The organism is Embleya sp. NPDC050154, from assembly GCF_044460165.1.
GTDB lineage: Bacteria > Actinomycetota > Actinomycetes > Streptomycetales > Streptomycetaceae > Embleya.
Genome location: NZ_JBITJP010000005.1, coordinates 186,490 through 212,642, shown reverse-complemented (window position 1 = coordinate 212,642; position 26,153 = coordinate 186,490). Strand labels below are relative to the sequence as shown.

Here is a 26,153-nt window from a genome sequence, read left to right as displayed (position 1 = left end):
CACTTAAGTCAGATCATTCACCACGCAACGTGGCCATAACCTGCTCGATTTCATCCGGTTTGATCAACACCTCGCGCGCCTTGGAGCCCTCGCTGGGTCCGACGATGTCCCGGCTCTCCATCAGGTCCATCAGCCGCCCGGCCTTCGCGAAGCCGACCCGCAGCTTGCGCTGGAGCATCGAGGTCGAGCCGAACTGGGTGGAGACCACCAGTTCGACCGCCTGGCAGAGCAGGTCGAGGTCGTCGCCGACCTCCTCGTCCACCTGCTTCTTGCGATCCGGCGCGGCGGTGACCTCCTCGCGGTACTCCGGCTGGAGTTGCTCCTTGCAGTGCCGGGCGACCGCGTCGATCTCCTCCTCGGTGACGTAGGCGCCCTGCATGCGGATCGGCTTGCTCGCGCCCATCGGCAGGAACAGCGCGTCGCCCTTGCCGATCAGCTTCTCCGCGCCGGGCTGGTCCAGGATCACCCGGCTGTCCGCCAGCGAGGAGGTGGCGAACGCGAGTCGGGACGGCACATTGGCCTTGATCAGCCCGGTCACCACGTCGACGCTGGGCCGCTGGGTGGCCAGCACCAGGTGGATGCCCGCCGCGCGGGCGAGCTGGGTGATCCGCACGATCGAGTCCTCGACGTCGCGCGGGGCGACCATCATCAGGTCGGCCAACTCGTCCACGATCACCAGCAGGTACGGGTACGGCTGCGCCTCGCGCTCGCTGCCCGGCGGCATCTTGAGCTTGCCCGCGCGCACCGCGACGTTGAAGTCGTCCACGTGCCGGAAGCCGAAGTTGGCCAGGTCGTCGTAGCGCATGTCCATCTCGCGCACGACCCACTGGAGCGCCTCGGCGGCCTTCTTCGGATTGGTGATGATCGGCGTGATCAGGTGCGGGATGCCCTCGTAGGTGGTCAGTTCGACCCGCTTGGGGTCGACCAGCACCATCCGCACCTCCTCCGGGGTGGCACGCATCATGATCGAGGTGATCAGGCCGTTGATGCAGCTCGACTTGCCCGCGCCGGTGGCGCCCGCGACCAGCAGGTGCGGCATCTTGGCCAGGTTGGCCACCACGTCGTTGCCCTCGACGTCCTTGCCGAGCGCGGCGATCATCGGATGCGCGTCGCCGCTCGCGGTGTCCGAGGCCAGGATGTCGCCCAGGCTGACCATCTCGCGGTCGGTGTTGGGAATCTCGATGCCGACCGCGGACTTGCCCGGGATCGGGCTGATGATCCGCACGTCGGCGCTGGCCACCGCGTACGCGATGTTCTTGGCGAGCGCGGTGATCCGCTCCACCTTGACCGCCGGGCCCAGTTCGATCACGTAGCGGGTCACCGTCGGGCCCCGGGAGAAACCGGTGACCTGCGCGTCCACGTTGAACTGCTCGAACACCTTGGACAGCGCGGCGACCACGTCGTCGTTGGCCTTGCTGCGGGCCTTGGCCGGCGGGCCCTTCTTGAGCAGCGACGGGCCGGGCAGGTGGTAGGTGATGTCGCCGGACAGCCGCAGTTGCTCGCTGCGCGGCGGCGCGGGGGTGTGCGCCGGCGCGTCGGCGGCGCGCGCCCGCAGGTCGGTGACCACCCGGGCGGCGGCGGCTTTGCGCGAGCGCGCGGGCGGTACGACCAGGCCCGCGTCGTTCGCGTCCAGCGCCGCGGCGGCGGCCGCGGCCACGTCGATCGCGTCCGGATGGCCGTCGGCACCGCTGGACCGGCGGCGCGGTCGGGTCCTGCGGACCGGCGCGGCGGCGGGAGGCGCGTCGTCCTCGTCGAACCCGGCGAAGCCGCTCGGGCGCTCGTCCTCATCGAACGGCGCGGGCTCGGGCCCCTCGATGAAGCCCAGGAAGACCCCGAGCCGCTCGGGTACCGCGTTGATCGGCGTGGCGGTCACCACGAGCAGGCCGAACACGATCAGCAGCACGAGAAGCGGCACCGCGACCCACCGGGTCACCAGGTGCACGGGCGGGGTCGCGAAGGCCCAACCGACCAGGCCGCCGGCGTCGCGCATCGCGGCCGCGCCGTCGCCCGGTTGCGGCGTCCCGCAGCCGACGTGGATCAGCCCGAGCACGCTGCACACCAGCGCCGTGCAGCCGATCATGATCCGCCCGGTGGCGTCCTTCTGGTCGGGGTGGCGCATCACCCGTACGCCCAGCGCGCCGACCAGGAACGGCACCAGCAGGTCGAGCCGGCCCACCAGGCCCGCGACGACCGCGTTGACCGCCTCGCCGACCGCGCCGTCGATGGTGCCCCACGCGCCGGCCGCGATCACTATGGCCAGGCCGAGCAGGGCCAGTCCCAGGCCGTCCCGGCGGTGCGCCGGGTCCAGCCCGCGCGCGCCGGAACCGATTCCGCGCGCGGCCGAGCCGAACGCGTGGGCCAGCCCCAGCCACAGTCGCTTGAGCCCCTTCCCGAGCAACGCGGGTACCCCGCCGAGCAGTTTCGGCGGGGGCGGCGGGGGTGGCGCGGGTTTCTTGGCGGCAGCCTTCTTCTTCGCGGCCGTGCGCGGTTGCGCTCCGCCGCCGGACGCACGTGTGGCCATGTTCCGAGGTTACCGGTGGACCCTTCACACCTCATGCGTCCCAGCCCGGAGGGCGCGCGTGTCGGATTCGCACGCCGCTTCCGGACCCGGGGTGGCCCCGAGCCCCGACCGGGCCGCACACGGCCCGGTCGGGGCTCGGGGCCACCGGGTCAGGCGTCCGCCTCGCCGGTGTCCGGTGCCGGTACCAGCGGCGGGCCGCCGTGCCCGGCCGCGGCCGGGGCGAGGGCGTCGAGCGCGGCGCGCATCCGGGCCACCCGGCGGCGGAGTTGACTCGCCGAGGCGGCCAGGATCGGATCGTCCGCCGACTCGACCTGCTTGGCCATGCCGTCGGCCTGCTCCTCGACCGAGGCCAGCCGCGCGGACAACTCCGCGATCACGTCCGCCCCGGCCCGGTCGCCGCCGGCCACGCCTTCGAGCCGCCCGCGCAGCAACGCGGCCTGCTCGCGCAGTTGGCAGTTCTTCTTGTACAGGTCCACGAACACGGAGACCTTGGCCCGCAGCACCCACGGGTCGAACGGTTTGGAGATGTAGTCGACGGCACCGGCCGCGTATCCGCGGAAGGTGTGGTGCGGACCGTGGTTGATCGCGGTCAGGAAGATGATCGGGATGTCCCGGGTCTTCTCCCGGCGCTTGATGTGCGCGGCCGTCTCGAAACCGTCCATGCCGGGCATCTGGACGTCGAGCAGGATCACCGCGAACTCGTCCGTGAGCAGCGCCTTGAGGGCTTCCTCGCCCGAATGCGCCCGAACCAGGGTCTGGTCCAGCGCGGACAGGATCGCCTCCAGGGCGAGCAGATTCTCCTGACGGTCATCGACCAGGAGGATCTTGGCCTTCTCCGTCATGGCCCACCCTCTTCGATCCGACACGGTGGGTGACCCCGCGTATCGGTCGGCTCCACTCGTCCTTGTGCATCTTTTCGGTTTACGCGGCCCTGAATGACACAGCCTCGATCGACACGGTTTCGCTCGACCCGACCTTCGCCGTGGCCGTCCCGGCGCACACCACACCGGTCGAGCACACGTTCCGGGTGGTGCTCGTCCCGGTCATGGTAGTGGCCAGGCGATCGGCTCGGCAGGTATTCCGACACAGACGACCGCATGGTGTCACCACGCCTCGACCCACGGTCGCGACAACACCGCATCGACCCCTCCGCCCCTTCAACGTCGCTCGGTCCGTTCGGGTTCCATCATGGGGCGCCGGCCGCCCGGGAAGCGAACTAGTGGTCGAGCCAAGTCCGGATGAGTCCCAACAAGTGCCGCGTGTCGACCGGCTTGGCGACGTAGTCGGAGGCCCCGGAGTCGATGCTCTTCTCCTGATCCCCCTTCATCGCCTTCGCCGTCAACGCGATGATCGGCAGCCCGGCGTATTGCGGCATCCGGCGAATCGCCGAAGTCGTGGCATATCCGTCCATCTCCGGCATCATCACGTCCATCAGCACGATCGCGATGTCGTCGTGCGCCTGGAGCACCTCGATGCCCTCACGGCCGTTCTCCGCGTACAGCACGCTCAGCCCGTACTGCTCCAGCACGCTGGTGAGCGCGAACACGTTGCGCACGTCGTCGTCGACGATCAGCACCCGCTCGCCGTCGAAGGTGCCCTCGAACGGCTCGACCACCGGCTTGGCCGGGACCGGGTGGTCGGGGCGGACCGGGGCGGTGGCGCCGATCACCGCCCGGGTCAGCCCGTCCGGGGTGGAGACCCGCTGGAGCAGCACGATCCGACGTCGATAGCCGCGCAGGCGACCCGACTCGGAGCGGGTCGGCCGGTGCGGGACGTGCACCACGACCGGCAGGTTCTGCAGCTCGGGCCGGGAGGCGACCGCGTCCAGCACCTGCCAGGCCCCCTCGTCGGCCAGCCGCAGGTCCACCACCAGGCACGCGGGCGGCGTCTCGGCGAGCAGCCGGACCGCCTCCCCCTCGTCGCCGGCGGTACTCACCTCGATCGCCCCGTTCATCGCGGCCAGCGCGCCGGCCAGCGGAGCTCCGTCGGACTGCGGGGTCTCCACCACCAGCACCCGGCTCGGGACCGAGTCGCCCTTGTCCTCGTCCACCTCCTCGCCGTCGGCGAGGAGGTCGGGGGCATCGCTCAGCAGCGGGGTGGACGGCGCGGCGGCGGGCAGCGCCGCCCGGTACGGCGTCGGGGCCAGCTCGGTGTGCCGGTCGTGGATCACCTCGTCGCCCGGGACCAGGACGCTGTCCAGCGGGAGGTAGAGGGTGAACGTGCTGCCTCGGCCCGGCATGCTCTCGGCGTGGATCTCACCGCCGAGCAGCCACGCGATCTCCCGGCTGATCGACAGGCCCAGGCCGGTGCCGCCGTAGCGGCGGCTGGTGGTGCCGTCGGCCTGCTGGAACGCCTCGAAGATCACCTTGAGCTTGTCCACCGCGATGCCGATGCCCGTGTCGATCACCGAGAACGCCACCGCGTGTTCGGCGTTGTCCAACTCGGTGTTGGTCAGCGGGATGTCGTCGGTGAGGGTGATCAGCACCTCCACCGAGCCGGAGTCGGTGAACTTGACCGCGTTCGAGAGCAGGTTGCGCAACACCTGTTGCAGGCGCTGCTCGTCGGTGAACAGGATCCCGGGCACCGCGGGCGAGACGTGCACCGTGAAGTCGAGGTTCTTCTCCGAGGTCAGCGGCCGGATGGTCGCCTCGACGTAGTCCATGAGCTGGGCCAGCGCGATCCGCGCCGGCCGCACGTCCATCTTCCCGGCCTGCACCTTGGACAGGTCCAGGATGTCGTTGATCAGTTGCAGCAGGTCGGATCCGGCGCCGTGGATGGTCTCGGCGAACTCGACCTGCTTGCGAGTCAGGTTGCCCTCGACGTTGTCCGCGAGCAGCTTGGCCAGGATCAGCAGGCTGTTCAGCGGGGTGCGCAGCTCGTGCGACATGTTGGCGAGGAACTCGGACTTGTACTTGGAGGACAGCGCGAGTTGCTCGGCCCGCTCCTCCAGCGCCTGCCGGGCCTGTTCGATCTCCCGGTTCTTGATCTCGATGTCCCGGTTCTGCCGGGCGAGCAGCGCCGCCTTGTCCTCCAACTCGGCGTTGGAGTGCCTCAGTTCGCCCTGCTGGCGCTGGAGCTCCTCGGAGCGTTCCTGGAGTTCCTCGGTCAGCCGCTGCGATTCGGCCAGCAACATCTCGGTGCGCGAGTTCGCCATGATCGTGTTGACCGTGACGCCGATCTGCTCGTTGAGCTGCTCCAGGAAGTTGCGGTGCACCTTGGTGAACGGACGGAACGAGGCGAGTTCGAGGACGCCGAGCAGTTGGTCCTCGAACAGCACCGGCAGCACGATCACGTTGGCCGGGGCGGCCTCGCCCAGGCCGGAGGCGATCTTGATGTAGCCGGGAGGCGCGTCCAGGATCAGGATCGAGCGCTTCTCCAGCGCGGCCTGGCCGACCAGGGACTGGCCGAGCCGGAAGCGGGTGGGTACGCCGCCGCCGTCCTGGTAGCCGTAGGAGGCGATCAGCCGCAGCTCGACCACGTCCTCCTGGGTCAGCTCGGCCAGGAAGAACGCGCCGTGCTGGGCGTCGACGACCGGGGTGAGCTCGCTCATGATCAGCGCGGCGACCGCCATCAGGTCGCGGCGACCCTGCATGAGACCGGAGATCCGGGCCAGGTTGGTCTTGAGCCAGTCCTGTTCGCGGTTGGCCCGGGTGGTCTCGCGCAGGTTGTAGATCATCTGGTTGATGTTGTCCTTGAGCTCGTCGAGCTCTCCGGACGCGTCCACCGCGATCTGCAGGGACAGGTCGCCGCGGGTCACCGCGGTCGCCACCTCGGCGATGGCCCGCACCTGACGGGTCAGATTGCCGGCCAACTCGTTGACGTTCTCCGTGAGTTGCTTCCACGTCCCGGAGACGCCCTCGACCTCGGCCTGGCCGCCGAGCATGCCCTCGGTACCCACCTCGCGGGCCACCCGGGTGACCTCTCCGGCGAACGCCGACAGCTGATCGACCATCGTGTTGATGGTGGTCTTGAGTTCGAGCATCTCGCCGCGCGCGTCCACGTCGATCTTCTGCGACAGGTCGCCGCCCGCGATCGCGGTGGTCACCTTGGCGATGTTGCGGACCTGGCCGGTGAGGTTGTTCGCCATCGAGTTGACGTTGTCGGTCAGGTCCTTCCAGGTACCCGAGACACCGGGGACGTGCGCCTGGCCGCCCAGGATGCCCTCGGTACCCACCTCGCGGGCGACCCGGGTGACCTCGTCGGCGAACGCGCGCAGCGTGTCCACCATCGTGTTGATGGTGCCCGCGAGTCCGGCCATCTCGCCCTTGGCCTCGACCGTGCTCTTCTGCGACAGGTCGCCGTCGGCGACGGCGGTGGCCACCTGGGCGATGTTGCGGACCTGCGACGTCAGGTTGTTGGCCATGACGTTGACGTTGTCGGTCAGGTCCTTCCAGATGCCGGACACCCCGCGCACCCGCGCCTGCCCGCCCAGGCGGCCCTCGGTGCCCACCTCGCGGGCCACCCTGGTCACCTCGTCGGCGAACGCGGAGAGCTGGTCGACCATCGTGTTGACGGTCTCCTTCAGCTCGAGGATCTCGCCCCGGGCATCGACGGTGATCTTCTTGGACAGGTCGCCGGTGGCCACCGCCGTGGTCACGTCGGCGATGCTGCGCACCTGGCCGGTCAGGTTGCCGGCCATCACGTTGACCGACTCGGTGAGGTCCTTCCAGGTGCCGGAGACGCCCTTGACGTCGGCCTGACCGCCGAGCCGACCCTCGGTGCCCACCTCGCGGGCCACCCTGGTCACCTCGTCGGCGAAGCCGGAGAGCTGGTCGACCATGGTGTTCACGGTGTTCTTGAGTTCGAGGATCTCGCCGCGCGCGTCCACGGTGATCTTCTGCGACAGGTCGCCCCGGGCCACCGCCGTGGTGACCTGGCCCAGACTGCGCACCTGTTCGGTGAGGTTTCCGGCCATCGAGTTCACCGAGTAGGTGAGGTCGCGCCAGACGCCGGCCACACCGAGCACCTGGGCCTGCCCGCCGAGGCGGCCCTCGGTGCCCACCTCGCGCGCCACCCGGGTCACCTCGTCGGCGAACGCGGACAACTGGTCCACCATCGTGTTGACGGTGTTCTTGACCTCGAGGATCTCGCCGCGCGCGTCGACGTCGATCTTCTTGGACAGGTCGCCGCGCGCGACCGCCGTGGTCACCTCGGCGATGTTGCGGACCTGGGCGGTCAGGTTGCCCGCCATGAAGTTCACCGAATCGGTCAGGTCGAGCCAGACGCCGGCGACGCCCGGGACGACCCGGGCCTGACCGCCCAGACGCCCCTCACCGCCCACCTCGCGGGCGACGCGGGTGACCTCCGAGGCGAACGCGGAGAGTTGATCCACCATCGTGTTGACGGTGTTCTTGAGCTCCAGCATCTCGCCGGAGACGTCGACCGTGATCTTCTGCGACAGGTCGCCTCGGGCCACCGCGGTGGAGACCTGGGCGATGTTGCGGACCTGACCGGTCAGGTTGCCGGCCATCACGTTGACCGAGTCGGTCAGGTCCTTCCACGTGCCGGCCACGCCGGACACCTGCGCCTGACCGCCCAGAATGCCCTCGCTGCCCACCTCGCGGGCGACTCGGGTCACCTCCGAGGCGAACGCGGACAACTGGCCGACCATGGTGTTGACGGTGTTCTTGAGCTCCAGCATCTCGCCGGAGACGTCCACGGTGATCTTCTGCGACAGGTCGCCCTGGGCGACCGCCGTGGTCACCCCGGCGATGTCGCGCACCTGCGCGGTGAGGTTGAAGAAGGCGGTGTTGACCGAGTCGGTCAGGTCCTTCCAGATGCCCGCGCCGCCGGGTACCTGGGCCTGGCCGCCCAGTCGCCCCTCGAAGCCGACCTCGCGGGCGACCCGGGTCACCTCGGACGCGAACGTGCGCAGCGTGCCGGTCATCGCGTTGATCGTCTCGGCGAGCTGGGCCATCTCGCCGCGCGCGGACACGGTGATGGTCTGCGACAGGTCGCCGTACGCGACCGCCTTGGTCACCTGCGCGATGTCGCGCACCTGGGCGGTGAGGTTGCCGGCCATGATGTTGACCGAGTCGGTGAGGTCCTTCCAGGTCCCGGAGACCCCCTCCACCCGGGCCTGGCCGCCCAGGCGGCCCTCGGTGCCCACCTCGCGGGCCACCCGGGTCACCTCCTGGGCGAAGCCGGAGAGCTGGTCGACCATCGTGTTGACGGTCTCCTTCAGCTCCAGCATCTCGCCGGCCACCTCGACGGTGACCGTGCGGGAGAGGTCGCCCTTGGCCACCGCGGTGGTCACCAGCGCGATGTCGCGCACCTGGAGGGTCAACCGGCTGGCCATCGTGTTGACCGAGTCGGTGAGGTCCTTCCAACTGCCGGACACCCCGCGCACCCGGGCCTGGCCGCCGAGCTTGCCCTCGGTGCCCACCTCGCGGGCCACCCGGGTGACCTCGTCGGCGAACGCGCTGAGCTGGTCCACCAGACCGTTGGCGGTACGGCCCATCCGCAGGAACTCGCCCCGCAGCGGCTGCTCGGCGATCCGCAGGTCCATCCGCTGGGACAGATCGCCCTCGGCGACCGCGGCCAGCACCCGGCCGACCTCGACCGTCGGCCGGACCAGGTCCTCCACGAGGGCATTCGCCGCGTCGATGCTGGTCGCCCACGCACCCTCGCCCGGTCCGGGGTCCAGCCGCTCGGTGAGTTTGCCCTCACGGCCGACCACCCTGCGGACCCGGGCCAGCTCACCGGCCAGGTGCTGGTTGCGCTCGACCATGTCGTTGAACACGACGGCGATCTCGGACATGATCCCGTCGCCGGAGACCGTCAGGCGCTTGCGGAAGTTGCCGTCGCGGACGCCGGTCAGCGCCGCCAGCAGACGACGCAGATCCTGCTCGTCGTGCCGGCTCCGGGCGGCCGTCGTCCGTGCCTGCCCTGGGGAAGCCTTCGCCATCTCGCATTTCCTCCGCCGGACCGATTCGCCGCGACCGCTCGTGCTCCCGGCCGCTTGCCATCGACAGTCTTTCACTCACAGGGTTGAGAGCAGAGGCGGTCCGGGAGGATGGTGCTTGTCAACCGGAAAGTGTGGGCTCGAAAGGCTCGCTTCGGCCGGAAGTTCTGTCGGAATCGTGACGGATCCGTCACTGTTTGGAAGGGGTCCGCCCGATCGTCCGAAACCGATAGGGTGCGAATCTGCCGGACTGTGGAGCCGGATTCGTCACCGCAGCCGCCGTTCGTCGCAGATGCGGGAGTGTATGGATCAGGGAACGAGCATGCTCATCACTGCCCGGATGAGCGCTGCCTTCGCACCCGAGGGCAGGTCCGTGGCGGCCGCGCGCTCGTTCGTCCGCAAGACGCTCAGCGACTGGGACGCCGGCGACGTCGTGGACGACGCCGTGCTGCTGACCAGTGAGTTGGTCACCAATGCGATCGTGCACGCGGGTACCTCGGCCGAGGTCTCGTGCGTGCGCTACGACGGCGGCGTGCAGATCGAGGTCACCGACCACTACCCCAGCCGCGAGCTGCCCGAGCCCGCCACCGGTTTCGACGACGGCGACGAAAGCGGGCGCGGCCTGTTCCTGTCCGCGTCGTTGGCCTCGGCGTGGGGCGTCGAGTACGCCAAGAACGTCAAGCGCGTCTGGTTCCGGCTCGAACTGCCCGACCCGGTCTCGGCGACCAGCTCGGCGGGGCCGCTGCTGCCGGCCAACGCGCTGCCCGACGCCACGGTGCCGGTCGGCGTGGCCGTGCTGCACGCGGACGCCTCGCGCAAGGTGACGCACTGGAGCACCGAGGCCGCCGAGCTGTTCGGCCTCACCGACGACGAGGCGATCGGCATGGCGCTGAACGACCTGGTCGCGTGGCCGCAGACGCCCGGTACCGAGCTGACCCTGGACGAGATGCTGGAGCTGTCCCGCTGGCAGGGCGGCTACGACATCCGCGCCGCGAACGGGGTCGCCTCCCGGGTGTTCGCGTCCCATGTGCGGCTGCGCGACGCGGGCGGCGATCCGGCCCTGGTCGCCCTGCTGGTGCCCGCCCAGGCGCGGGCCGTACTGGAGCACCGGGACGGCTCCCGCGGTCGCGCGGGCGGTGCGGTGCCGGTGGACAACGAGTGGGACGGCATCGACGGGCTGAGCCGGCTGGGTCTGGAGGACCTGCTGCAACGCGCCGTCGAACGGGCCCGTGACCTGCTCGACGCGGACGCCGCGTTCGTCCTGCTGGCCACCGACGACGAGAGCGAGATGGAGGTGCGCGCCACCACCGGCCTGGCCGGCGCCGCGCACCGGTTGTCCCGGGTGCCGGTGGAGACCTCGGTGGGCCGCTACGGCTCGGCCCGGATGCCCGCGGTGCACGAGGACCTGGAGGCCGGGCCCGACGCGGTGCCGATCCTGCAGGACACCCGGATGCGCTCGGCGGTGACCGTCCCGCTCAAGGTCGAGGGCCGGCTGACCGGCACCCTCGGCGTCGCCTCCGAGTCCGCCGCGCGCTTCGACAACGACGACGCGGCCCGGCTCCAGCGCGCCGCCGACCGGGTCTCGCTGACCGTGGAGAGCGCCCGGCTGTCCGAGCTCGAACGTGTCCGCCGGGGCTCGCTGTCCTTCCTCGCCGAGGCGTCCGACCTGCTCGCGGGCACCCTGGACCCGGAAATGACGTTGGCGATGATCGCCCAGATCGTGGTGCCCCGGCTCGGCACGTGGTGCGCGGTCCACACCGGCGAGTCGCACGCGCCGGTGCTGAGCGTGGTGTGGCACGCCGACGAGATGCGGATCGACGACCTGCGCGCGCTGCTCGACCGGGCGGAGCCGCCGCGCGCCCAGCCCACCCCGGGCGCGCGCCGCTGGCTGGGCCTGCGGCACCTGGACCCGGAGGTCGTCCGCGAGCACGCCGACCTGGTCACCGGCGAGGCGGTCACCCTGCCGCTGGTCGCCCGCGGCCGGGGCATCGGCATGCTGACCTTCGGCATCCTGGCCGGCGACCGCTTCCGCCGGGACACCCTGGAACTGGCCGAGGACCTGTCCCGGCGCGCCGCGCTGGCGATGGACAACGCCCGGCTGTACTCCGAGCGGAATTCGACCAGCCAGGCCCTGCAGCGCAGCCTGCTACCGCCGGAGCTGCCCAAGATCCCGGGGGTCGACGTCGAGGTGGTCTACCAGGCCTCCGGCGAGGGCAACGAGGTCGGCGGCGACTTCTACGACCTGTTCACCATCGGCGGCGACAAATGGGGCTTCGCGATCGGCGACGTGTGCGGAACCGGTCCCGAGGCGGCCGCGGTCACCGGGCTGGCCCGCCAGGCCCTGCGGCTGCTGACCCGCGAGGGGCTGTCGGTACCGGCCGTCCTGCAGCGGCTGAACACCGCGATCCTGGAGGAGGGACCGCGCAGCCGGTTCCTGACCCTGCTGCACGGCCACATCACCCACCGCGAGGGCGGCGGCATCCGGCTGAGCCTGGTCTCCGCGGGACACCCGCTCCCGCTGCGGCTGCGCCCCGACGGCACGGTCACCTCGGTGGCCACGCCACAACCACTGCTGGGCGTGCTGGACGAGGTCGATCTGGTCCTGGAGACGGTGGACCTGGACCCGGGCGACGTCCTGGTCTGCGTCACCGACGGCGTCACCGAACGCCGCGAGGGCACTCGCATGCTCGGCGACGACGGCCTGGCCGAGGTGCTCTCCGGCTGCACCGGACTGACCGCGGGCGCGGTCGCGACCCGAATCCACCGCGCCGTCGAACAGTTCGCCGAGGAACAGGCCCGGGACGACATGGCCATCCTGGTCATGCGCGTCTCCGGCGAGGACTGACCGGGACGAACACCCCGACGCCCCGACAAACCGCGCTGCCCCGGCTGCCGGCCGCTCGCTCGAGGGGCCGGGAGCCGGCGGCCCCGACGCCTGTCTTCGATCCCGCCTCGGGCTCCGCGGCGGGACCGGAGCGAGGAGCCCGACGGGCGGTCTCCGAGCGTCGGCGTACCGGAGAAGCGCCCGCATCGTGGTTGCGTTCGGGTGTTTTCCGGGCGGCGAGCGCAGCGCGGAGCCCGAGGGCGGATGTGCTGCCGGACGTGGTGGGGCTCGGCGAGAGATCGAAGACAGGCCCGGGGCCACCGGATCCCGACGGGTTCGTCGGCGCCGGGCTCAGCTGGTGTTCGGGGCGAAGCGGCCCGTCGACCAGCGTTGTTCGTCCTCCTGCCAGGTGTCGGTGACACGAAGGCCCGCAGCTCTCGCGGCGCCGGCGGAGGCGAGGTTGGCCGGGTGGATGTGCGCGCGGACCTCCTCGACGCCGTGCGCGCGCAACCAGGTCACCCACGCGACCACCGCCTCCTTGGCGATGCCCAGGCCCTGCCACGCTCCACCCACGACCCAGGCCGCCTCGGCGACCGGACCGGGGCCGACCGTGGCCTGGACCGTGCCCACCAGGCGCTCCCCCGCGCGCAGCCGGATCACCCGGTTCAACCAGACCACCTCGGGATCGGGCGAACCTTTCGCCCAGCGCTCGTACCGAGCCCGCAGCTCATCCGGATCCTCCGGTGCACCGCCGATGAAGGTGTGCAGCGCCGGATCACCGAGCACCGCGGCCATCTCCTCGGCGTGATCGACCCCGACCGGGATCAGGTCCAGCCGACCGGTGCGCACCCACGCGGTCTCGTTCACGTTCATCGCCGCAGCATGCCGGCGCTCACGCGGCGATGTCGCCGGCGTTTTCCCGCACGCGCAGCCGCCACTCGGACCCGATCCGGGCGACCGTGGCCGCCGGGTCCCGGCGCGCCTGCGCCGTCGGACACTCCAGCACCAGCCAGCCCTGCCCGGCGATGCTCCGGTGCCGTGCCCGCACCCACTGCCGATCCGCCGTCAACTCCACCCCGACCCGCGCCGCGGGCCAGGCCAGCGCGAAGCGGCCGATGATCCGGCCGAACGCCGAGCGGAGCTCCCACCCCACCTCGACCGGCGGCAACCCCGCGCCGAGCAGCGCCAGCCGCAGTCGGGTCTCGTCCTCGCTCGCGCTGCGCCCGTCGGCCAGCCGCACCGCCTCGGCGAGCCGGTAGCGCCCCGGATGACCGGCGTAGCGTCCGAGCAGCCCGGCCGACGCGCCGGCCGGGATGAGACCGGCCCGCAGGAAGCCGTCGAGCACCACCACGCCGGTGTCCCGATCCGAGGTCCGGACCAGGTCCGCCGCCGTCCTGATCGGCGAGGTGACCGGGATCCCGCCCGGCCACACCACCTCCCCGGCCGCCAGCGCCATGACCCGGGCCCGGCAGCCGTGCCGGCGGGGCAGAGCCGCCCCCACCGGCACGACCACCTCGATCGGTGCCGTGCGCCGAGCCTCGTCCCGGGGATCCGCCGGAACGCGCACGCCGTGCAACCACGCTGCGGTGCGCCCACAGACCACGGCCCCGCGGGGCAGCACCATGACCGCGGCCCGGGCCCGCACCTCCAACGTGTCGACGACGTGCGCGCCGACGTAGACCCCGTGTATGACCCGACGCACGTCGCCGTCGCGCACCAGGCGCCGGACGACCGACCGGCCGATGCCGTGGCGGGCCGCGACGGCGAGGGTGAAGGGTCGGGACAGCAGGACGGAAAGGTCGGTCGGCGTCATGCGGGTCAGTGTGCGCGCGTCCCCTCCGCGCGTGCCGCCCGTCGTCCACAGCCCCCGGGATGAGTGTGACCATCACACCCGGCCTGTGCACGGCGCGTGGCCCGAACCGCCCCCACGGCCCGGCCCCCGGCCGACCCGCGACGCCCCTTCGCCCCGCCTCCCGGCTTCACCCGCCCTCTCAGCCGATCCCGATCGCCGGTTCCGCCGCCTTGCCGCATCCCTTCTTCGCGCGGTAGAGCACCTTCCAGGTGGCCGCGTCCGTGACCCCCGACGGATCGAGGCCGCTGCACTTCTGCACCCACCGGACCCCGTCCGCGGTGGCCGCGTCGAACACGCCGCTCACCGGCAGGTCCCCGGGGGCACCGGACCTCGTGTCGACCAGGCACTGCACCTGGGCGACCGCGTCGTCCCGATCCCCTTCACGCAACTCCGGCCGGTTGTCCTTGGCCACGTGATCGCAGCGCGAGGCGGCCGCCGCCGGCGACCCGGGGCCCGTCATCCCCGTGCCCAGACCCAACGCCGCGCACGAGGTCAGCGCGATCGCCGCGACCCGCCCCCGACGCCGCAGCCCGGGCCGGGCCGAGGGCGGCCGGGGCGCCGGGATCGGCGGGGTCGGCGGCTCCGCACCCCGTCGCGGTCCGCCGCAGCGCCGGTTCCGCTGTACCGCGTTCATCTCTGCTCCTGACTGCCGATCCTGTCGACCGTGTCGACCTGTCCTGAGCCCGAAGGACCGAGTGCCCTCCGAACACGACCGACGTTAGGAGCCGGCATCAGCGGCACCGAGAGGTACGAAAACCCGACTTCCACATCGCAAAATCAGACCGAATGTCGTTATTGCCGCCCCATTTCCGGCGCCCTCCCCACGGAACCGACACCCGACGCCCACCCCCGACCCCTCTCACCCCGCACAACCGGTCGAGAACCCGCCGCCGCCGGCGACCACAACCGGGACCCGACCGGCACCACCCCGACCACCGCCCGCACACGACAAGCCACCGCCACCACCAAACGACAACGACGACGACAAAGGGCCCGCTACGAAGAATTCGTAGCGGGCCCCACGCAAACCGTCGGCGAGGTCTCAGACCTCCACGACCACCGGCAGAATCATCGGCCGGCGCCGATAGGTGTCGGACACCCACTTGCCCACGATCCGGCGCACCTGCTGCTGGAGCTGATACGGCTCCGCCACACCGTCGGCGGCCGCCTTCTGCAACATCTCCTCGATCTTCGGGATCACCGCGTCGAAGCGGGCGTCGTCGATGCCCGATCCACGCGCGGTGATCGTCGGTCCGCCGACCACCTTGCCGGAGGAGGAGTCCACGGCGAGGAACACGGACACGAAACCCTCCTCGCCCAGGATCCGACGATCCTTGAGCGAGGACTCGGTCACGTCGCCCACGGACAAACCGTCCACGTAGACGTACCCGGCCTGCACCTTGCCGGTGATCTTGGCGACACCGTTGACCAGGTCCACGGTGAGGCCGTCCTCGGCCAGCACCACCCGGTCCTTGCGCACGCCCGTCTTGATGCCCAGGTCGGCGGCGGCGCGCAGGTGGCGCCACTCGCCGTGCACCGGCATCAGGTTGCGCGGCCGGGTGAGGTTGAAGAAGTACAGCAGTTCACCGGCCGAGGCGTGGCCGGAGACGTGCACCTTGGCGTTGCCCTTGTGCACGACCTTGGCGCCCCAGCGGGTCAGCCCGTTGATCACCCGGTAGACCGAGGTCTCGTTGCCCGGGATCAGCGAGGACGCGAGCACCACGGTGTCGCCCTCGACGATCCGGATCTGCTGGTGCGAGCGGTTGGCCATCCGCGACAGCGCCGCCATCGGCTCGCCCTGCGAGCCGGTGCACACAAGCACCACCTCGTCCGGCGGCAGGTCGTCCAATGTCTTGACGTCCACGACCAGCCCGGCGGGAATCTTCAGATAGCCGAGGTCCCCGGCGATCTTCATGTTGCGCACCATCGAGCGGCCGACGAAGGCGACCTTGCGCTCGTAGGCGTAGGCGGTGTCCAGCACCTGCTGGATGCGGTGCACGTGGCTGGCGAAGCTGGCCACGATGATCCGCTGGTCGGCGTCCGCGAAGACCCGGTCGAGCACGCTCGCGATGTCCCGCTCGGCCGGGATGAAGCCGGGCACCTCGGCGTTCGTGGAGTCCACGAGCAGCAGGTCGATGCCCTCGGTGCCCAGCCGCGCGAACGCGGGCAGGTCGGTCAGCCGGTTGTCCAGCGGCAACTGGTCCATCTTGAAGTCGCCGGTGTGCACCACGGTGCCGGCCTCGGTGCGGATGGCCAGCGCGAGCGCGTCCGGGATCGAGTGGTTCACCGAGATGAACTCGCACTCGAACGGACCCAGGCGCTCGATGTCGCCTTCCTTGACCTCGAGCGTGTACGGCCGGATCCGGTGCTCGGTGAGCTTGGCCTCGATGAACGCGAGGGTCAGCTTCGACCCGATCAGCGGGATGTCGGCCTTCTCCCGCAGCAGGTACGGGACCGCACCGATGTGGTCCTCGTGGCCGTGCGTCAGGATGATCGCCTCGATGTCGTCGAGGCGATCCCGGATCGAGCTGAAGTCCGGCAGGATGAGGTCGACTCCGGGCTGCTCCTCCTCGGGGAACAGCACCCCGCAGTCGACGATCAGCAGTCGGCCGTCGAACTCGAAGACGGTCATGTTCCGGCCGATCTCGCCGAGACCACCCAGCGGGGTGATCCGAAGGCCGCCCTTGGGCAGCACCGGCGGCGGGCCGAATTCGGGATGAGGATGGCTCAAGTTCTCTCCTCGCCACGTGCCGCCGCCCGGCCGTCTTGGACGGCCGGACGGGGACGCGCAAAAGCTCGTGTTCGGCCCGGGCGGATGTGGTACCCGCCCGGGGCACTACTTACAGATATTCCTGTTTACAGCTCTACCCCACCCGCCGAGAGATCCTGCCTCAGCTGCGCGATCTGGGCCTTGGAGGCCTCGATCAGCGGCAGCCGCAGCGGCCCGGCGGGCAGGCCCTGCAATCCCAGAGCGGCCTTGGTGAGGATCACGCCCTGGGTACGAAAAATGCCGGTGTACACCGGAAGAAGACGCTGGTGGATCTCGCGCGCCTTGGCGACGTCGCCGCCGACGTAGGCGTCGATCATCGCGCGGAGCTCCGCCGAGACGAGGTGCCCGACCACGCTCACCACACCGACCGCGCCGATGGACAGGAGCGGCAGGTTCAGCATGTCCTCACCGCTGTAGTACACCATGTCGGTGCTCGCCAACACCCTGCTCGCGGACGCGAGGTCGCCCTTGGCGTCCTTGTTCGCCACGATCCGCGGGTGCTCGGCGAGCCGGATCAGCGTCTCGGTCTCGATCGGCACGGCGCTGCGGCCGGGGATGTCGTACAGCATCACCGGCAGGTCGCCGGCGTCGGCGACGGTGGTGAAGTGCCGGTACAGGCCCTCCTGCGGGGGCTTGTTGTAGTACGGCGTGACCACGAGCAGACCGTGCGCGCCGGCGGCCTGTGCCTGCCGGGCCAGCTCCACCGAGTGCCGAGTGTCGTTGGTGCCGACTCCGGCGACCACGAACGCGCGATCGCCCACGGCCTCCAGGACCGCCCGGACCACTTGCTCTTTCTCCGCGTCGCTCGTCGTGGGCGACTCGCCGGTGGTGCCGTTGACGACGAGTCCGTCGTTGCCGGCGTCGACAAGGTGGGAGGCCAGGCGCTGGGCGCCGGCAAGGTCGAGCGCACCGTCGGCCGTGAAGGGGGTCACCATCGCGGTGAGGACCCGGCCGAAGGGGGTCTGGGGGGTAGACGTCGGAGCCATGGCCCAAACGGTACCGGGCGCACACCTGACCTGCGGGTAGCACCCGCCCTATGAGACTTCGACGGCCCGTGCGGAGCAGTCCCGGCATCGGCGCCGCACCGACGCGGCCCGAGCGCGCCCCGGACAAAAACAAGGACCAGGCGCTGCCCGCTCGGGGGTTCGAGCAGCGCCTGATCTCTTTCAGTATCGACCACCACGGGCGAAACCTTAGGGATTCGGGCGAAAAATTTCTGATGTCACCCTATGTGCCGATTTGACCACTCGGACGGCTCAACCCTACGGCGCGACCCGGCCGTTCGTGTTGAACGCCGCGTAGGTCAGCGGCATGAGCTCGGCCCACGCGGCCTCCATCCGCTCCGCGACCATCTCGATCTCGCGCTGCGGGAACGACGGGAAGGTCGCGTCGTCGCGCTTGGTGCGCAGCCCGAGGAAGTGCATCAGCGAACGCGCGTTGCAGGTCGCGTACATCGACGAGTACAGGCCCACCGGCAGCGTGGTGCGCGCCACCTCGCGTGCGACGCCGGCGTCCAGCATGCGCTGGTAGCCCGCGTAGGCGGCCGCGTAGGACTCGCGCGTCGCGTCGTCCACCGTCTTGTACTGCTCGGGGGTCCCGTCCACGAAGACATAGGCGCCGGGCTTGCCCTGCTGGACCAGCTTGCGGTCCTCGGCGGGCACGTAGAACACCGGCTGCAGCTCGCGGTAGCGGCCGCTTTCCTCGTTGTACGACCAGCCGACGCGGTGCCGGTGGAACTCGCGGAAGACGAAGATCGGCGCGCTCACGAAGAACGTCATCGAGTTGTGCTCGAACGGACTGCCGTGCTTGTCCCGCATCAGGAAATTGATCAGCCCCTTGGACCGCGAGGCGTCCCTTTCGAGCTCGTCGAGGGACTTCTCCCCCGCCGTGGAGACCCGAGCCGCCCACAACACGTCCTGGTCGGCGGCGCTGTGCTTGATCAGCTCCACCGTGACGTCGCTGCGAAAGCGGATGGCGGACGGATTCTCCTGGGGTGTCTCGGTCACGCGGGGTGGCTCCTCGTCGATCTGATCCCGGTGGGGTGGGCGCCCCAGCCTAACCACGCCCACCGGCGTCGCCGGACGCCGTGGCCGAGCCGCCGGCCGTCGGCGTGGACCGGGGTACCACCACGGTGGTCGGCTGCGTCGACGGACCCTCGGCGGGCCTGGTGGGAGCACCCGCGGGCAACGCCACCGAGGTCTCGAAGGACACCTTGTCCAGGCGGGACATGAACGGTTGCACCTGGATCAGCAGCTTGCCGACGTACTCCCGGGGCACCGCGAAGTTGTAGGTGATCACCGTGTCGGCGTTGCGCGCCGCCTGCTCCGGACCGCTGCGGGCGGGCCCGACCTTCGCGGCCGCGCACGGCAGCGCGTCCGGCCCGGCGTACAGCGTCACGGCGAACAGGTCGGCGAGCAGGTTCGAGCCGGTCCGGTTGGCGTAGCGGATCGGGACCGAGACGTCGACCGTCTCGCGCTTCTCGTTCGGCACGCTCGCGGTGCGGGTCACCACGAGCGGCAGCGTGGCCACCGTCAGACCGTTCGAGTAGGTGTGCGATCCCTGCTTCTGCGGGACCTGGGCAGGCGGGGCGGAACCGCCGGTGGGCGGCGGCGCGCCCGGCGTCGAACCGCCCGTCGGGTTCTTGTCCGGCAGGTCCGGCGGATTGCCGGTGGCGCCCGCGGGGGCCGTCCTCGACTTCTCGTCGTCGATCGTCGGACCCACCATGCAGCCGCTCGCGAGCAGCGCGACCACCGCGCATACCGGGGCGATTCGTCGGATCCGGACCCCCATGACCATCCTTCGCTGCCGCGCCCACCAATCCTTGCCGGACAGCGTCGCACGCCGCGCACGAGGGCGGCAGCGCCTTCGGCGCGTGTCGCCCACGCGTGTGCGCGTTCGGCGAGCGCGGGACACGGGCCGCCCGCGCGCGCGAGAATCGGCCGAACTCGACGATGGGGGCGCCACATGACCGATCCGTACGTACGCCCGGCCCACGCCGGCGACGGTGCCGAGTTGGGTGCCGCGCATGCCCGGGCCTGGCACGACGCCTACACCGGGGTGTTGCCCGCGGCCGCTCTGGAGGCCGCCACGCCCGACGCGCTGGCCGCCGAGTGGGAGGACGCGGCGCTCGCGCCACCCTCGCCCCGGCACCATTTGCTGGTCGCCTGCGCGGGCTCGACCGTGGCCGGCTTCGCGGCCCTGGTGCCCGGCTCGGACGAGGATCTCGACCCGGCGCGGGCGGGCGAGTTGGCGATCCTGGTGATCGACCCGCCGCGGCAGCGCGAGGGCCACGCGTCCCGGCTGCTGACGGCCGTTGTCGCGGACGCGGCGACGGACGGCGTGGAAACGTTGGTGACCTGGGTTCTGGAGAGCGACAAGCCGCTGTACGACTTCCTGGTCGGCACCGGTTGGGCGCCCGACGGCGCGACGCGCGAACTGTGGGTGGACGAGCCGGGCGGTGCGGTGATCCGACAGGTGCGATTGCACACGGCGGTGGCCGATCCGCGGTGATCGGGAATCGGTGGGCGAAACGGCCGAGCGGCACGGCGAACACCACATCGATGTGCCATTGAACAAGGTAAGTCAGCCGTCTTAACGTGGGCGCCGTGAGCCGAACTCCGACCCGCGAGCGCCTTCTGCTCACCGCCGAGCGGCTCTTCGCCGTGCACGGAATCGACGCGGTCTCGCTGCGACAGATCAGTGTCGCGGCGAGTCAGCGCAACAATTCCGCCGCGCAATACCACTTCGGCGACAAGGAGGAGTTGATCCGGGCGATCTTCGGATTTCGGCTCACCACCGTCAACGCGCGCCGCGAGGACCTGGTCCGGGAACTCGTCCGGGCCGGGCTCGACCGGGAACCGAGGGCGTTGGCCGAGGCGATGGTGCGCCCGCTGGCCGAACAGATCGACGTCGGCGGCAGCTTCTACCTGCGTTTCCTGGCCCGGGTGCACCAGCACGTGGGCGCGACCACGTACGCGCTGCCGGCGATGGGCCTGGAGGGCAGTTCGCCGGAGTTCGGGCGCCTGATCGACCTCGCGCTGGGACACCTGCCGGTCGCGGTCCGGCGCAACCGGCTGCGGCTGGGCGGCAGTCTGGCGGTGCACGCGACCGCCGATCGCGAGCAGCGCGTGCACGAGGGGCAGGCGCAGGACGTGCTGCCGCCGGCGGCCTTCGTGGCGGACCTGGTGGACGCGGTGGTCGGCATCCTGGCCGCGCCGGTGTCGGCGCAGGTGCTGGCCGCGTTGGAGCCCCCGACGGGCCGGCCGGCCCGGGCCGGTTAGCGGAGCCGACGCGGGCCGATCGGGCGGGGTGTCGAGACGATCAGGCGGAGCCGACGCGGGGTTTGCCCGCGTGCAGCCGGATCGCGGTGAGCATCGCCCGGCGCCCGCGCGCGTTGTCGCGCGCGTCGCCGTACGCGACGGCCAGCCGGTACCAGACCCGCCAGTCCTCGGGCGCGGCCTCGGTCTCGGCCTTGCGCCGCTCGAACACCTCGTCCGCGCTGTCCCGGTCGACCCGGCCGCCCGGAGTGCGGCTCAACTCGTCCGGCGGCAGCGCGCCCTCGGCCTCGAGTTCGCGGGCGAGCCGCTGCATCGCGAAGCCGAAGCGCACCTCGCGCCAGATGTACCAGGCGCCGACGACCGGCACGAGCAGGATCGCCAGGCCGAGCACGATGGTGACCGGTTCCCCGTCGCGGATCGCGATCAGGCCGCGACTGCCGACGAGGAACACGTAGAACACCAGAACCGCGATCAGCACGAGCGCGGTGACACGTTGTTTCACGATGGTCAGTCCAGGTCGAGGAAGTGTTCCAGGCCCACGGTCAGGCCGGGCGCGGAGACCACGCGACGCACCCCGAGCAGCACGCCCGGCATGAAGGACGTGCGCTGGAACGAGTCGTGCCGGATGGTGAGCATCTCGCCCTCGTCGCCGAGCAGGACCTCCTGGTGCGCGACCAGGCCGCGCAGCCGGACCGCGTGCACCGGGACACCGTCCACCTTGCCGCCGCGCGCGCCGTCCGGGTCGTCCACCGTCGCGTCGGGCATCTGCCCGAGGCCCGCCTTCCCGCGTGCCTCGGCGATCAGCTCGGCGGTCCGGCGGGCGGTGCCGCTGGGCGCGTCCAGCTTGTTCGGGTGGTGCAGTTCGACGATCTCGGCCGACTCGTAGAACCGGGCCGCCTTGGCCGCGAACTGCATCATCAGCACCGCGCCGATGCCGAAGTTGGGCGCGATCAGGATGCCGGTCTCCGGGCTCTTCGCGAGCCACTCGCGCAGTTGCGCCAGCCGGTCCGGAGTGAACCCGCTGGTGCCCACGACGGCGTGGATGCCGGCGCCCGCGCAGTATTCGAGGTTGCCCATGACCACACCCGGGTGGGTGAAGTCCACCGCGACCCGCGCGCCCGCCTCGGCGAGGTCGGCGAGGTCGTCGCCCTCGTCGACACGCGCCACCAGTTCGAGGTCGGCCGCGGCTTCGATCGCCCGGCACGCCTCGGAACCCATGCGGCCGGCCGCACCGATCACACCCACCCGGATTGCAGTCATGATGTCGCGCACTCTCCAGTCAGCGGAATTTCGCATCGATCAGGGTTCGATCAGCGTTCGACCAGACTTCGATCGCACGTGATCGCACTTCGATCAGGCCGACGCGGCGACGAAGTCCGCGTCGTCGGCGAACGGTCCGACCACGGCAAGCGTGGGTCGCGCGGCGAACAGTTGCCCCGCCACGTCGTGGATCTCGGCGGCGGTGACCGCCGCGATCCGGGCCAGCACCTCGTCGACGGAGAGGTGTTCGCCGTAGACGAGTTCGCTCTTGCCGATCCGACTCATCCGCGAGCCGGTGTCCTCCAGGCCTAGCACGGTCGAGCCGCGCAGTTGCCCGATCGCCCGATCGATCTCGTCCTGCGGCAGGCCCTCGCGGACCACCCGGTCCAGTTCGGTCCGGCAGATCTCGATCACCTGGCGGGCCTTCTTGGGCTGGCAGCCGGCGTAGATGCCGAACACGCCCAGGTCGGCGTAGCCGGAGTGGAAGGAGTAGACCGAGTAGGCCAGGCCGCGCTTCTCCCGGATCTCCTGGAACAGCCGCGAACTCATCCCGCCGCCGAGCGCGGTGTTGAGCACGCTGAGCGCGAACCGCCGGTCGTCGTCCCTGGCCAGCCCGGGCATGCCCAGCACCAGATGGGCCTGCTCGGTCGGCCGGTTCAGCAGCCGTACGCTGCCGGCCGAACGCACGCCGCGGCCGGCGGCACGCGGCGCGGAGGGCACCGCCGCCTCGTCCACGCGCACGTGCGCGAACGCCTTCTTGACCAGGCGGACCACCTTGGCGTGGTCGATGTTGCCGGCCGCGGTCACCACCATGTTCGGCGCCTTGTAGCGACGCTTGTAGTAGCCGCTGATCTGGGTTCGGGTGAGCGCGTTGATCGACTCGACCGTGCCCAGCACCGGACGACCGAGCGGGGCGTCGCCTAGCATCGCGTCGTAGAAGAGCTCGTGCACGAGGTCGCCGGGCTCGTCCTCGTTCATCGCGATCTCCTCGAGGATCACGCCGCGTTCGGCGTCCACATCCTCGGCGTCGATCAGCGAGCCGGTCACCATGTCGCAGATCACGTCGATCGCGAGCGGGAGGTCGGTGTCGAGCACGCGTGCGTAGTAGCACGTGTACTCCTTGGTGGTGAACGCGTTCATCTCACCACCGACGGCGTCCAGCTCGGCCGAGATCTCCAGCGCGTCGCGCTTCTCGGTGCCCTTGAACAGCAGGTGCTCGAGGTAGTGCGAGGTGCCGGCCAGGGCCGGGGTCTCGTCCCGCGAGCCGACCCCGACCCAGATGCCGAACGTCGCGGAGCGTACCGACGGCATGTTCTCGGTGATCACCCGAAGGCCGCCGGGCAGGACGGTGCGGCGGACGGCACCGGTGCCGTCCGCGTCACGCAGCAGGGTCTTCGTGGAACCAGGCCGCTGCGCGGACGCAGCGGCCTGGTTCTTCGACGAGGAGGACGTCACTTGGCGGCAGCGTCCTCGGAGGCCTCGGCGTTGTCTTCGCCCTCGATGACCGGGACGAGCGACAGCTTGCCGCGCTGGTCGATCTCGGCGATCTCGACCTGCACCTTGTCACCGACCTTGATCACGTCGTCGACGTTCTCGACCCGCTTGCCGCCGGCGATCTTGCGCAGCTGCGAGATGTGCAGCAGACCGTCCTTGCCGGGCATCAGCGACACGAACGCGCCGAACGTGGTGGTCTTGACAACCGTACCCAGGTACCGCTCGCCGACCTCGGGCATCGTCGGGTTGGCGATCGCGTTGATCGTCGCCCGCGCGGCCTCGGCCGAGGTGCCGTCCGAGGCACCGATGTAGATCGTGCCATCGTCCTCGATGGTGATCTCGGCACCGGTGTCGTCCTGGATCTGGTTGATCATCTTGCCCTTCGGGCCGATGACCTCGCCGATCTTGTCCACCGGGATCTTGACGGTGATGATGCGCGGCGCGAACTGCGACATCTCGTCCGGCGTGTCGATGGCTTCCATCATCACGTCGAGGATGTGCAGGCGGGCGTCCTTGGCCTGCTTGAGCGCACCGGCGAGCACCGACGCCGGGATGCCGTCGAGCTTGGTGTCGAGCTGGAGCGCGGTGACGAACTCCTTGGTGCCGGCGACCTTGAAGTCCATGTCGCCGTACGCGTCCTCGGCACCGAGGATGTCGGTCAGGCACACGTACTCGGTCTTGCCGTCGACCTCGTCCGAGATCAGACCCATCGCGATGCCCGCGACCGGCGCCCGGAGCGGCACACCGGCGTTGAGCAGCGACATCGTGGACGCGCAGACCGAGCCCATCGAGGTCGAGCCGTTGGAGCCGAGCGCCTCGGACACCTGACGGATCGCGTACGGGAAGTCCTCGCGGGCCGGCAGGACCGGGAGGATGGCGCGCTCGGCGAGCGCGCCGTGGCCGATCTCGCGGCGCTTGGGCGAGCCCACCCGGCCGGTCTCGCCGACCGAGTACGGCGGGAAGTTGTAGTTGTGCATGTAGCGCTTGCGCGTCTCGGGCGAGAGCGTGTCGAGCATCTGCTCCATGCGCAGCATGTTCAGCGTGGTGATGCCCAGGATCTGGGTCTCGCCGCGCTCGAACAGGGCCGAGCCGTGCACCCGCGGGATGACCTCGACCTCGGCCGACAGGGTGCGGATGTCGGTCAGACCGCGACCGTCGATGCGCACCTTGTCGCGCAGCACGCGCTGACGCACGAGCTTCTTGGTGAGCGAGCGGAACGCGCCGCCGATCTCCTTCTCGCGACCCTCGAACGCCGGGAGCAACTTCTCGGCGGCGAGGTCCTTGACCCGGTCGAGCTCGGTCTCGCGCGCCTGCTTGCCGGCGATGGTCAGCGCGGCCGACAGTTCGTCGGTGACCGCGGCGGCGAGCGCCTCGAAGACGTCGTCCTGGTAGTCCAGGTAGACCGGGAACTCGCCGGTCTCCTTGGCGGCCTTCTCGGCGACCTGGACCTGCGCGGCGCACAGCGCCTTGATGAACTTCTTGGAGGCTTCGAGGCCGTCCGCCACGACCTCCTCGGTCGGCGCGTCCGCGCCGCCCTTGACCAGCTCGATCGTGCCGGTCGTGGCCTCGGCCTCGACCATCATGATCGCCACGTCGCCGTCCTCGAGCACACGGCCCGCGACGACCATGTCGAACACGGCGCGCTCGAGCTCGGTGTGCGTGGGGAAGCCGACCCAGGTGCCGTCGATGAGCGCCACCCGGACGCCGCCGATCGGGCCGGAGAAGGGCAGGCCCGCGAGCTGGGTGGACATCGAGGCCGCGTTGATCGCCACGACGTCGTACAGGTGGTCCGGGTTGAGCGCCATGATCGTCTCGACGATCTGGATCTCGTTGCGCAGGCCCTTCTTGAAGGACGGACGCAGCGGACGGTCGATCAGGCGACAGGTGAGGACGGCGTCCTCGGACGGGCGGCCCTCACGACGGAAGAACGAGCCGGGGATCTTGCCCGCGGCGTACATGCGCTCCTCGACGTCCACCGTCAGCGGGAAGAAGTCGAGCTGGTCCTTCGGGCGCTTCGAGGCGGTCGTGGCCGAGAGCACCATGGTGTCGTCGTCCAGGTAGACCACGGCGGAACCCGCCGCCTGCCGGGCGAGCCGGCCGGTCTCGAAGCGGATGGTGCGGTTGCCGAACGTACCGTTCTCGATGACGGCTTCGGCGAAGCTGATGTCGGGACCCTCCACGGGTGCCCTCCTCGTTCGTTTCGAGGGAGGTCCGCGGCGCATGACGCCTGAGGGCCGGCCGAGCCGGTCTT

At 70.6% G+C, this 26,153-nt stretch carries 17 protein-coding genes; 3 read left to right on the top strand and 14 right to left on the bottom strand.

Annotated elements, in window-relative coordinates:
- Positions 1-13: 13 nt before the first annotated feature.
- The 3 genes from ACIBSV_RS12935 to ACIBSV_RS12925 all read right to left on the bottom strand — a co-directional run bounded on the left by ACIBSV_RS12935 (position 14) and on the right by ACIBSV_RS12925 (position 9,428).
- Positions 14-2,521, bottom strand: a complete 2,508-nt coding sequence (locus ACIBSV_RS12935; RefSeq protein ID WP_395862200.1) for a DNA translocase FtsK — start codon at positions 2,519-2,521, stop codon at positions 14-16.
- Positions 2,522-2,670: 149 nt separating this feature from the next.
- A complete protein-coding gene (locus tag ACIBSV_RS12930) occupies positions 2,671-3,363 on the bottom strand; it encodes a two-component system response regulator (RefSeq protein WP_395862198.1) in 693 nt (230 codons plus the stop codon).
- 374 nt (positions 3,364-3,737) lie between these two features.
- On the bottom strand, positions 3,738-9,428 hold the full coding sequence (locus tag ACIBSV_RS12925; RefSeq protein WP_395862196.1) for a HAMP domain-containing protein: 5,691 nt from the start codon (positions 9,426-9,428) through the stop codon (positions 3,738-3,740).
- Between the two features lie 319 nt (positions 9,429-9,747).
- Here ACIBSV_RS12925 and ACIBSV_RS12920 point away from each other — a divergent pair, with 319 nt between their 5' ends.
- Positions 9,748-12,270, top strand: a complete 2,523-nt coding sequence (locus tag ACIBSV_RS12920) for a SpoIIE family protein phosphatase (protein ID WP_395862194.1) — start codon at positions 9,748-9,750, stop codon at positions 12,268-12,270.
- A gap of 330 nt (positions 12,271-12,600) precedes the next feature.
- Here ACIBSV_RS12920 and ACIBSV_RS12915 read toward each other — a convergent pair whose 3' ends face one another.
- The 7 genes from ACIBSV_RS12915 to ACIBSV_RS12885 form a co-directional block, all read right to left on the bottom strand.
- A complete protein-coding gene (locus tag ACIBSV_RS12915; protein WP_395862192.1) occupies positions 12,601-13,122 on the bottom strand; it encodes a GNAT family N-acetyltransferase in 522 nt (173 codons plus the stop codon).
- 19 nt (positions 13,123-13,141) lie between these two features.
- On the bottom strand, positions 13,142-14,062 hold the full coding sequence (locus tag ACIBSV_RS12910) for a hypothetical protein (RefSeq protein ID WP_395862190.1): 921 nt from the start codon (positions 14,060-14,062) through the stop codon (positions 13,142-13,144).
- Positions 14,063-14,240: 178 nt separating this feature from the next.
- On the bottom strand, positions 14,241-14,735 hold the full coding sequence (locus ACIBSV_RS12905; RefSeq protein WP_395862188.1) for a peptidoglycan-binding protein: 495 nt from the start codon (positions 14,733-14,735) through the stop codon (positions 14,241-14,243).
- A gap of 408 nt (positions 14,736-15,143) precedes the next feature.
- A complete protein-coding gene (locus ACIBSV_RS12900; protein ID WP_395862186.1) occupies positions 15,144-16,832 on the bottom strand; it encodes a ribonuclease J in 1,689 nt (562 codons plus the stop codon).
- Positions 16,833-16,957: 125 nt separating this feature from the next.
- Positions 16,958-17,857, bottom strand: a complete 900-nt coding sequence (dapA, locus tag ACIBSV_RS12895; protein WP_395862184.1) for a 4-hydroxy-tetrahydrodipicolinate synthase — start codon at positions 17,855-17,857, stop codon at positions 16,958-16,960.
- Between the two features lie 276 nt (positions 17,858-18,133).
- Complete coding sequence (gene thyX / locus ACIBSV_RS12890) at positions 18,134-18,877, bottom strand: FAD-dependent thymidylate synthase (protein WP_395862182.1); 744 nt, start codon at positions 18,875-18,877, stop codon at positions 18,134-18,136.
- A 49-nt stretch (positions 18,878-18,926) separates the two neighbouring features.
- On the bottom strand, positions 18,927-19,661 hold the full coding sequence (locus ACIBSV_RS12885; RefSeq protein ID WP_395862181.1) for a hypothetical protein: 735 nt from the start codon (positions 19,659-19,661) through the stop codon (positions 18,927-18,929).
- 174 nt (positions 19,662-19,835) lie between these two features.
- On the opposite strand from ACIBSV_RS12885, the gene ACIBSV_RS12880 reads away from it, so the two are divergent.
- Positions 19,836-20,381 (top strand): GNAT family N-acetyltransferase, encoded by a 546-nt coding sequence (locus tag ACIBSV_RS12880; protein WP_395862179.1) that lies wholly within the window; start codon positions 19,836-19,838, stop codon positions 20,379-20,381.
- A 95-nt stretch (positions 20,382-20,476) separates the two neighbouring features.
- Positions 20,477-21,151, top strand: coding sequence for a TetR/AcrR family transcriptional regulator (locus ACIBSV_RS12875; protein ID WP_395862177.1), 675 nt, complete (start codon positions 20,477-20,479; stop codon positions 21,149-21,151).
- A gap of 40 nt (positions 21,152-21,191) precedes the next feature.
- Here ACIBSV_RS12875 and ACIBSV_RS12870 read toward each other — a convergent pair whose 3' ends face one another.
- The 4 genes from ACIBSV_RS12870 to ACIBSV_RS12855 all read right to left on the bottom strand — a co-directional run bounded on the left by ACIBSV_RS12870 (position 21,192) and on the right by ACIBSV_RS12855 (position 26,082).
- Positions 21,192-21,650, bottom strand: coding sequence for a hypothetical protein (locus ACIBSV_RS12870; protein WP_395862175.1), 459 nt, complete (start codon positions 21,648-21,650; stop codon positions 21,192-21,194).
- Between the two features lie 5 nt (positions 21,651-21,655).
- On the bottom strand, positions 21,656-22,408 hold the full coding sequence (gene dapB, locus ACIBSV_RS12865; RefSeq protein ID WP_395862173.1) for a 4-hydroxy-tetrahydrodipicolinate reductase: 753 nt from the start codon (positions 22,406-22,408) through the stop codon (positions 21,656-21,658).
- A gap of 93 nt (positions 22,409-22,501) precedes the next feature.
- Complete coding sequence (locus ACIBSV_RS12860) at positions 22,502-23,863, bottom strand: M16 family metallopeptidase (protein ID WP_395862172.1); 1,362 nt, start codon at positions 23,861-23,863, stop codon at positions 22,502-22,504.
- Entirely contained in the window at positions 23,860-26,082 is a 2,223-nt protein-coding gene (locus ACIBSV_RS12855; protein WP_395862170.1) for a polyribonucleotide nucleotidyltransferase, read from the bottom strand. Before ACIBSV_RS12855 ends, ACIBSV_RS12860 begins: the two co-directional genes overlap by 4 nt.
- Positions 26,083-26,153 lie beyond the last annotated feature (71 nt).

Bases quoted from the DNA above. Each gene is read 5' to 3' on its own strand.
- dapA (WP_395862184.1), bottom strand. From the start codon at position 17,857: ATGGCTCCGACGTCTACCCCCCAGACCCCCTTCGGCCGGGTCCTCACC.
- ACIBSV_RS12880 (WP_395862179.1), top strand. From the start codon at position 19,836: ATGACCGATCCGTACGTACGCCCGGCCCACGCCGGCGACGGTGCCGAG.
- ACIBSV_RS12930 (WP_395862198.1), bottom strand. From the start codon at position 3,363: ATGACGGAGAAGGCCAAGATCCTCCTGGTCGATGACCGTCAGGAGAAT.
- ACIBSV_RS12910 (WP_395862190.1), bottom strand. From the start codon at position 14,062: ATGACGCCGACCGACCTTTCCGTCCTGCTGTCCCGACCCTTCACCCTC.
- ACIBSV_RS12935 (WP_395862200.1), bottom strand. From the start codon at position 2,521: ATGGCCACACGTGCGTCCGGCGGCGGAGCGCAACCGCGCACGGCCGCG.
- dapB (WP_395862173.1), bottom strand. From the start codon at position 22,408: ATGACTGCAATCCGGGTGGGTGTGATCGGTGCGGCCGGCCGCATGGGT.
- ACIBSV_RS12915 (WP_395862192.1), bottom strand. From the start codon at position 13,122: ATGAACGTGAACGAGACCGCGTGGGTGCGCACCGGTCGGCTGGACCTG.
- ACIBSV_RS12925 (WP_395862196.1), bottom strand. From the start codon at position 9,428: ATGGCGAAGGCTTCCCCAGGGCAGGCACGGACGACGGCCGCCCGGAGC.
- ACIBSV_RS12920 (WP_395862194.1), top strand. From the start codon at position 9,748: ATGCTCATCACTGCCCGGATGAGCGCTGCCTTCGCACCCGAGGGCAGG.
- ACIBSV_RS12905 (WP_395862188.1), bottom strand. From the start codon at position 14,735: ATGAACGCGGTACAGCGGAACCGGCGCTGCGGCGGACCGCGACGGGGT.
- ACIBSV_RS12885 (WP_395862181.1), bottom strand. From the start codon at position 19,661: ATGGGGGTCCGGATCCGACGAATCGCCCCGGTATGCGCGGTGGTCGCG.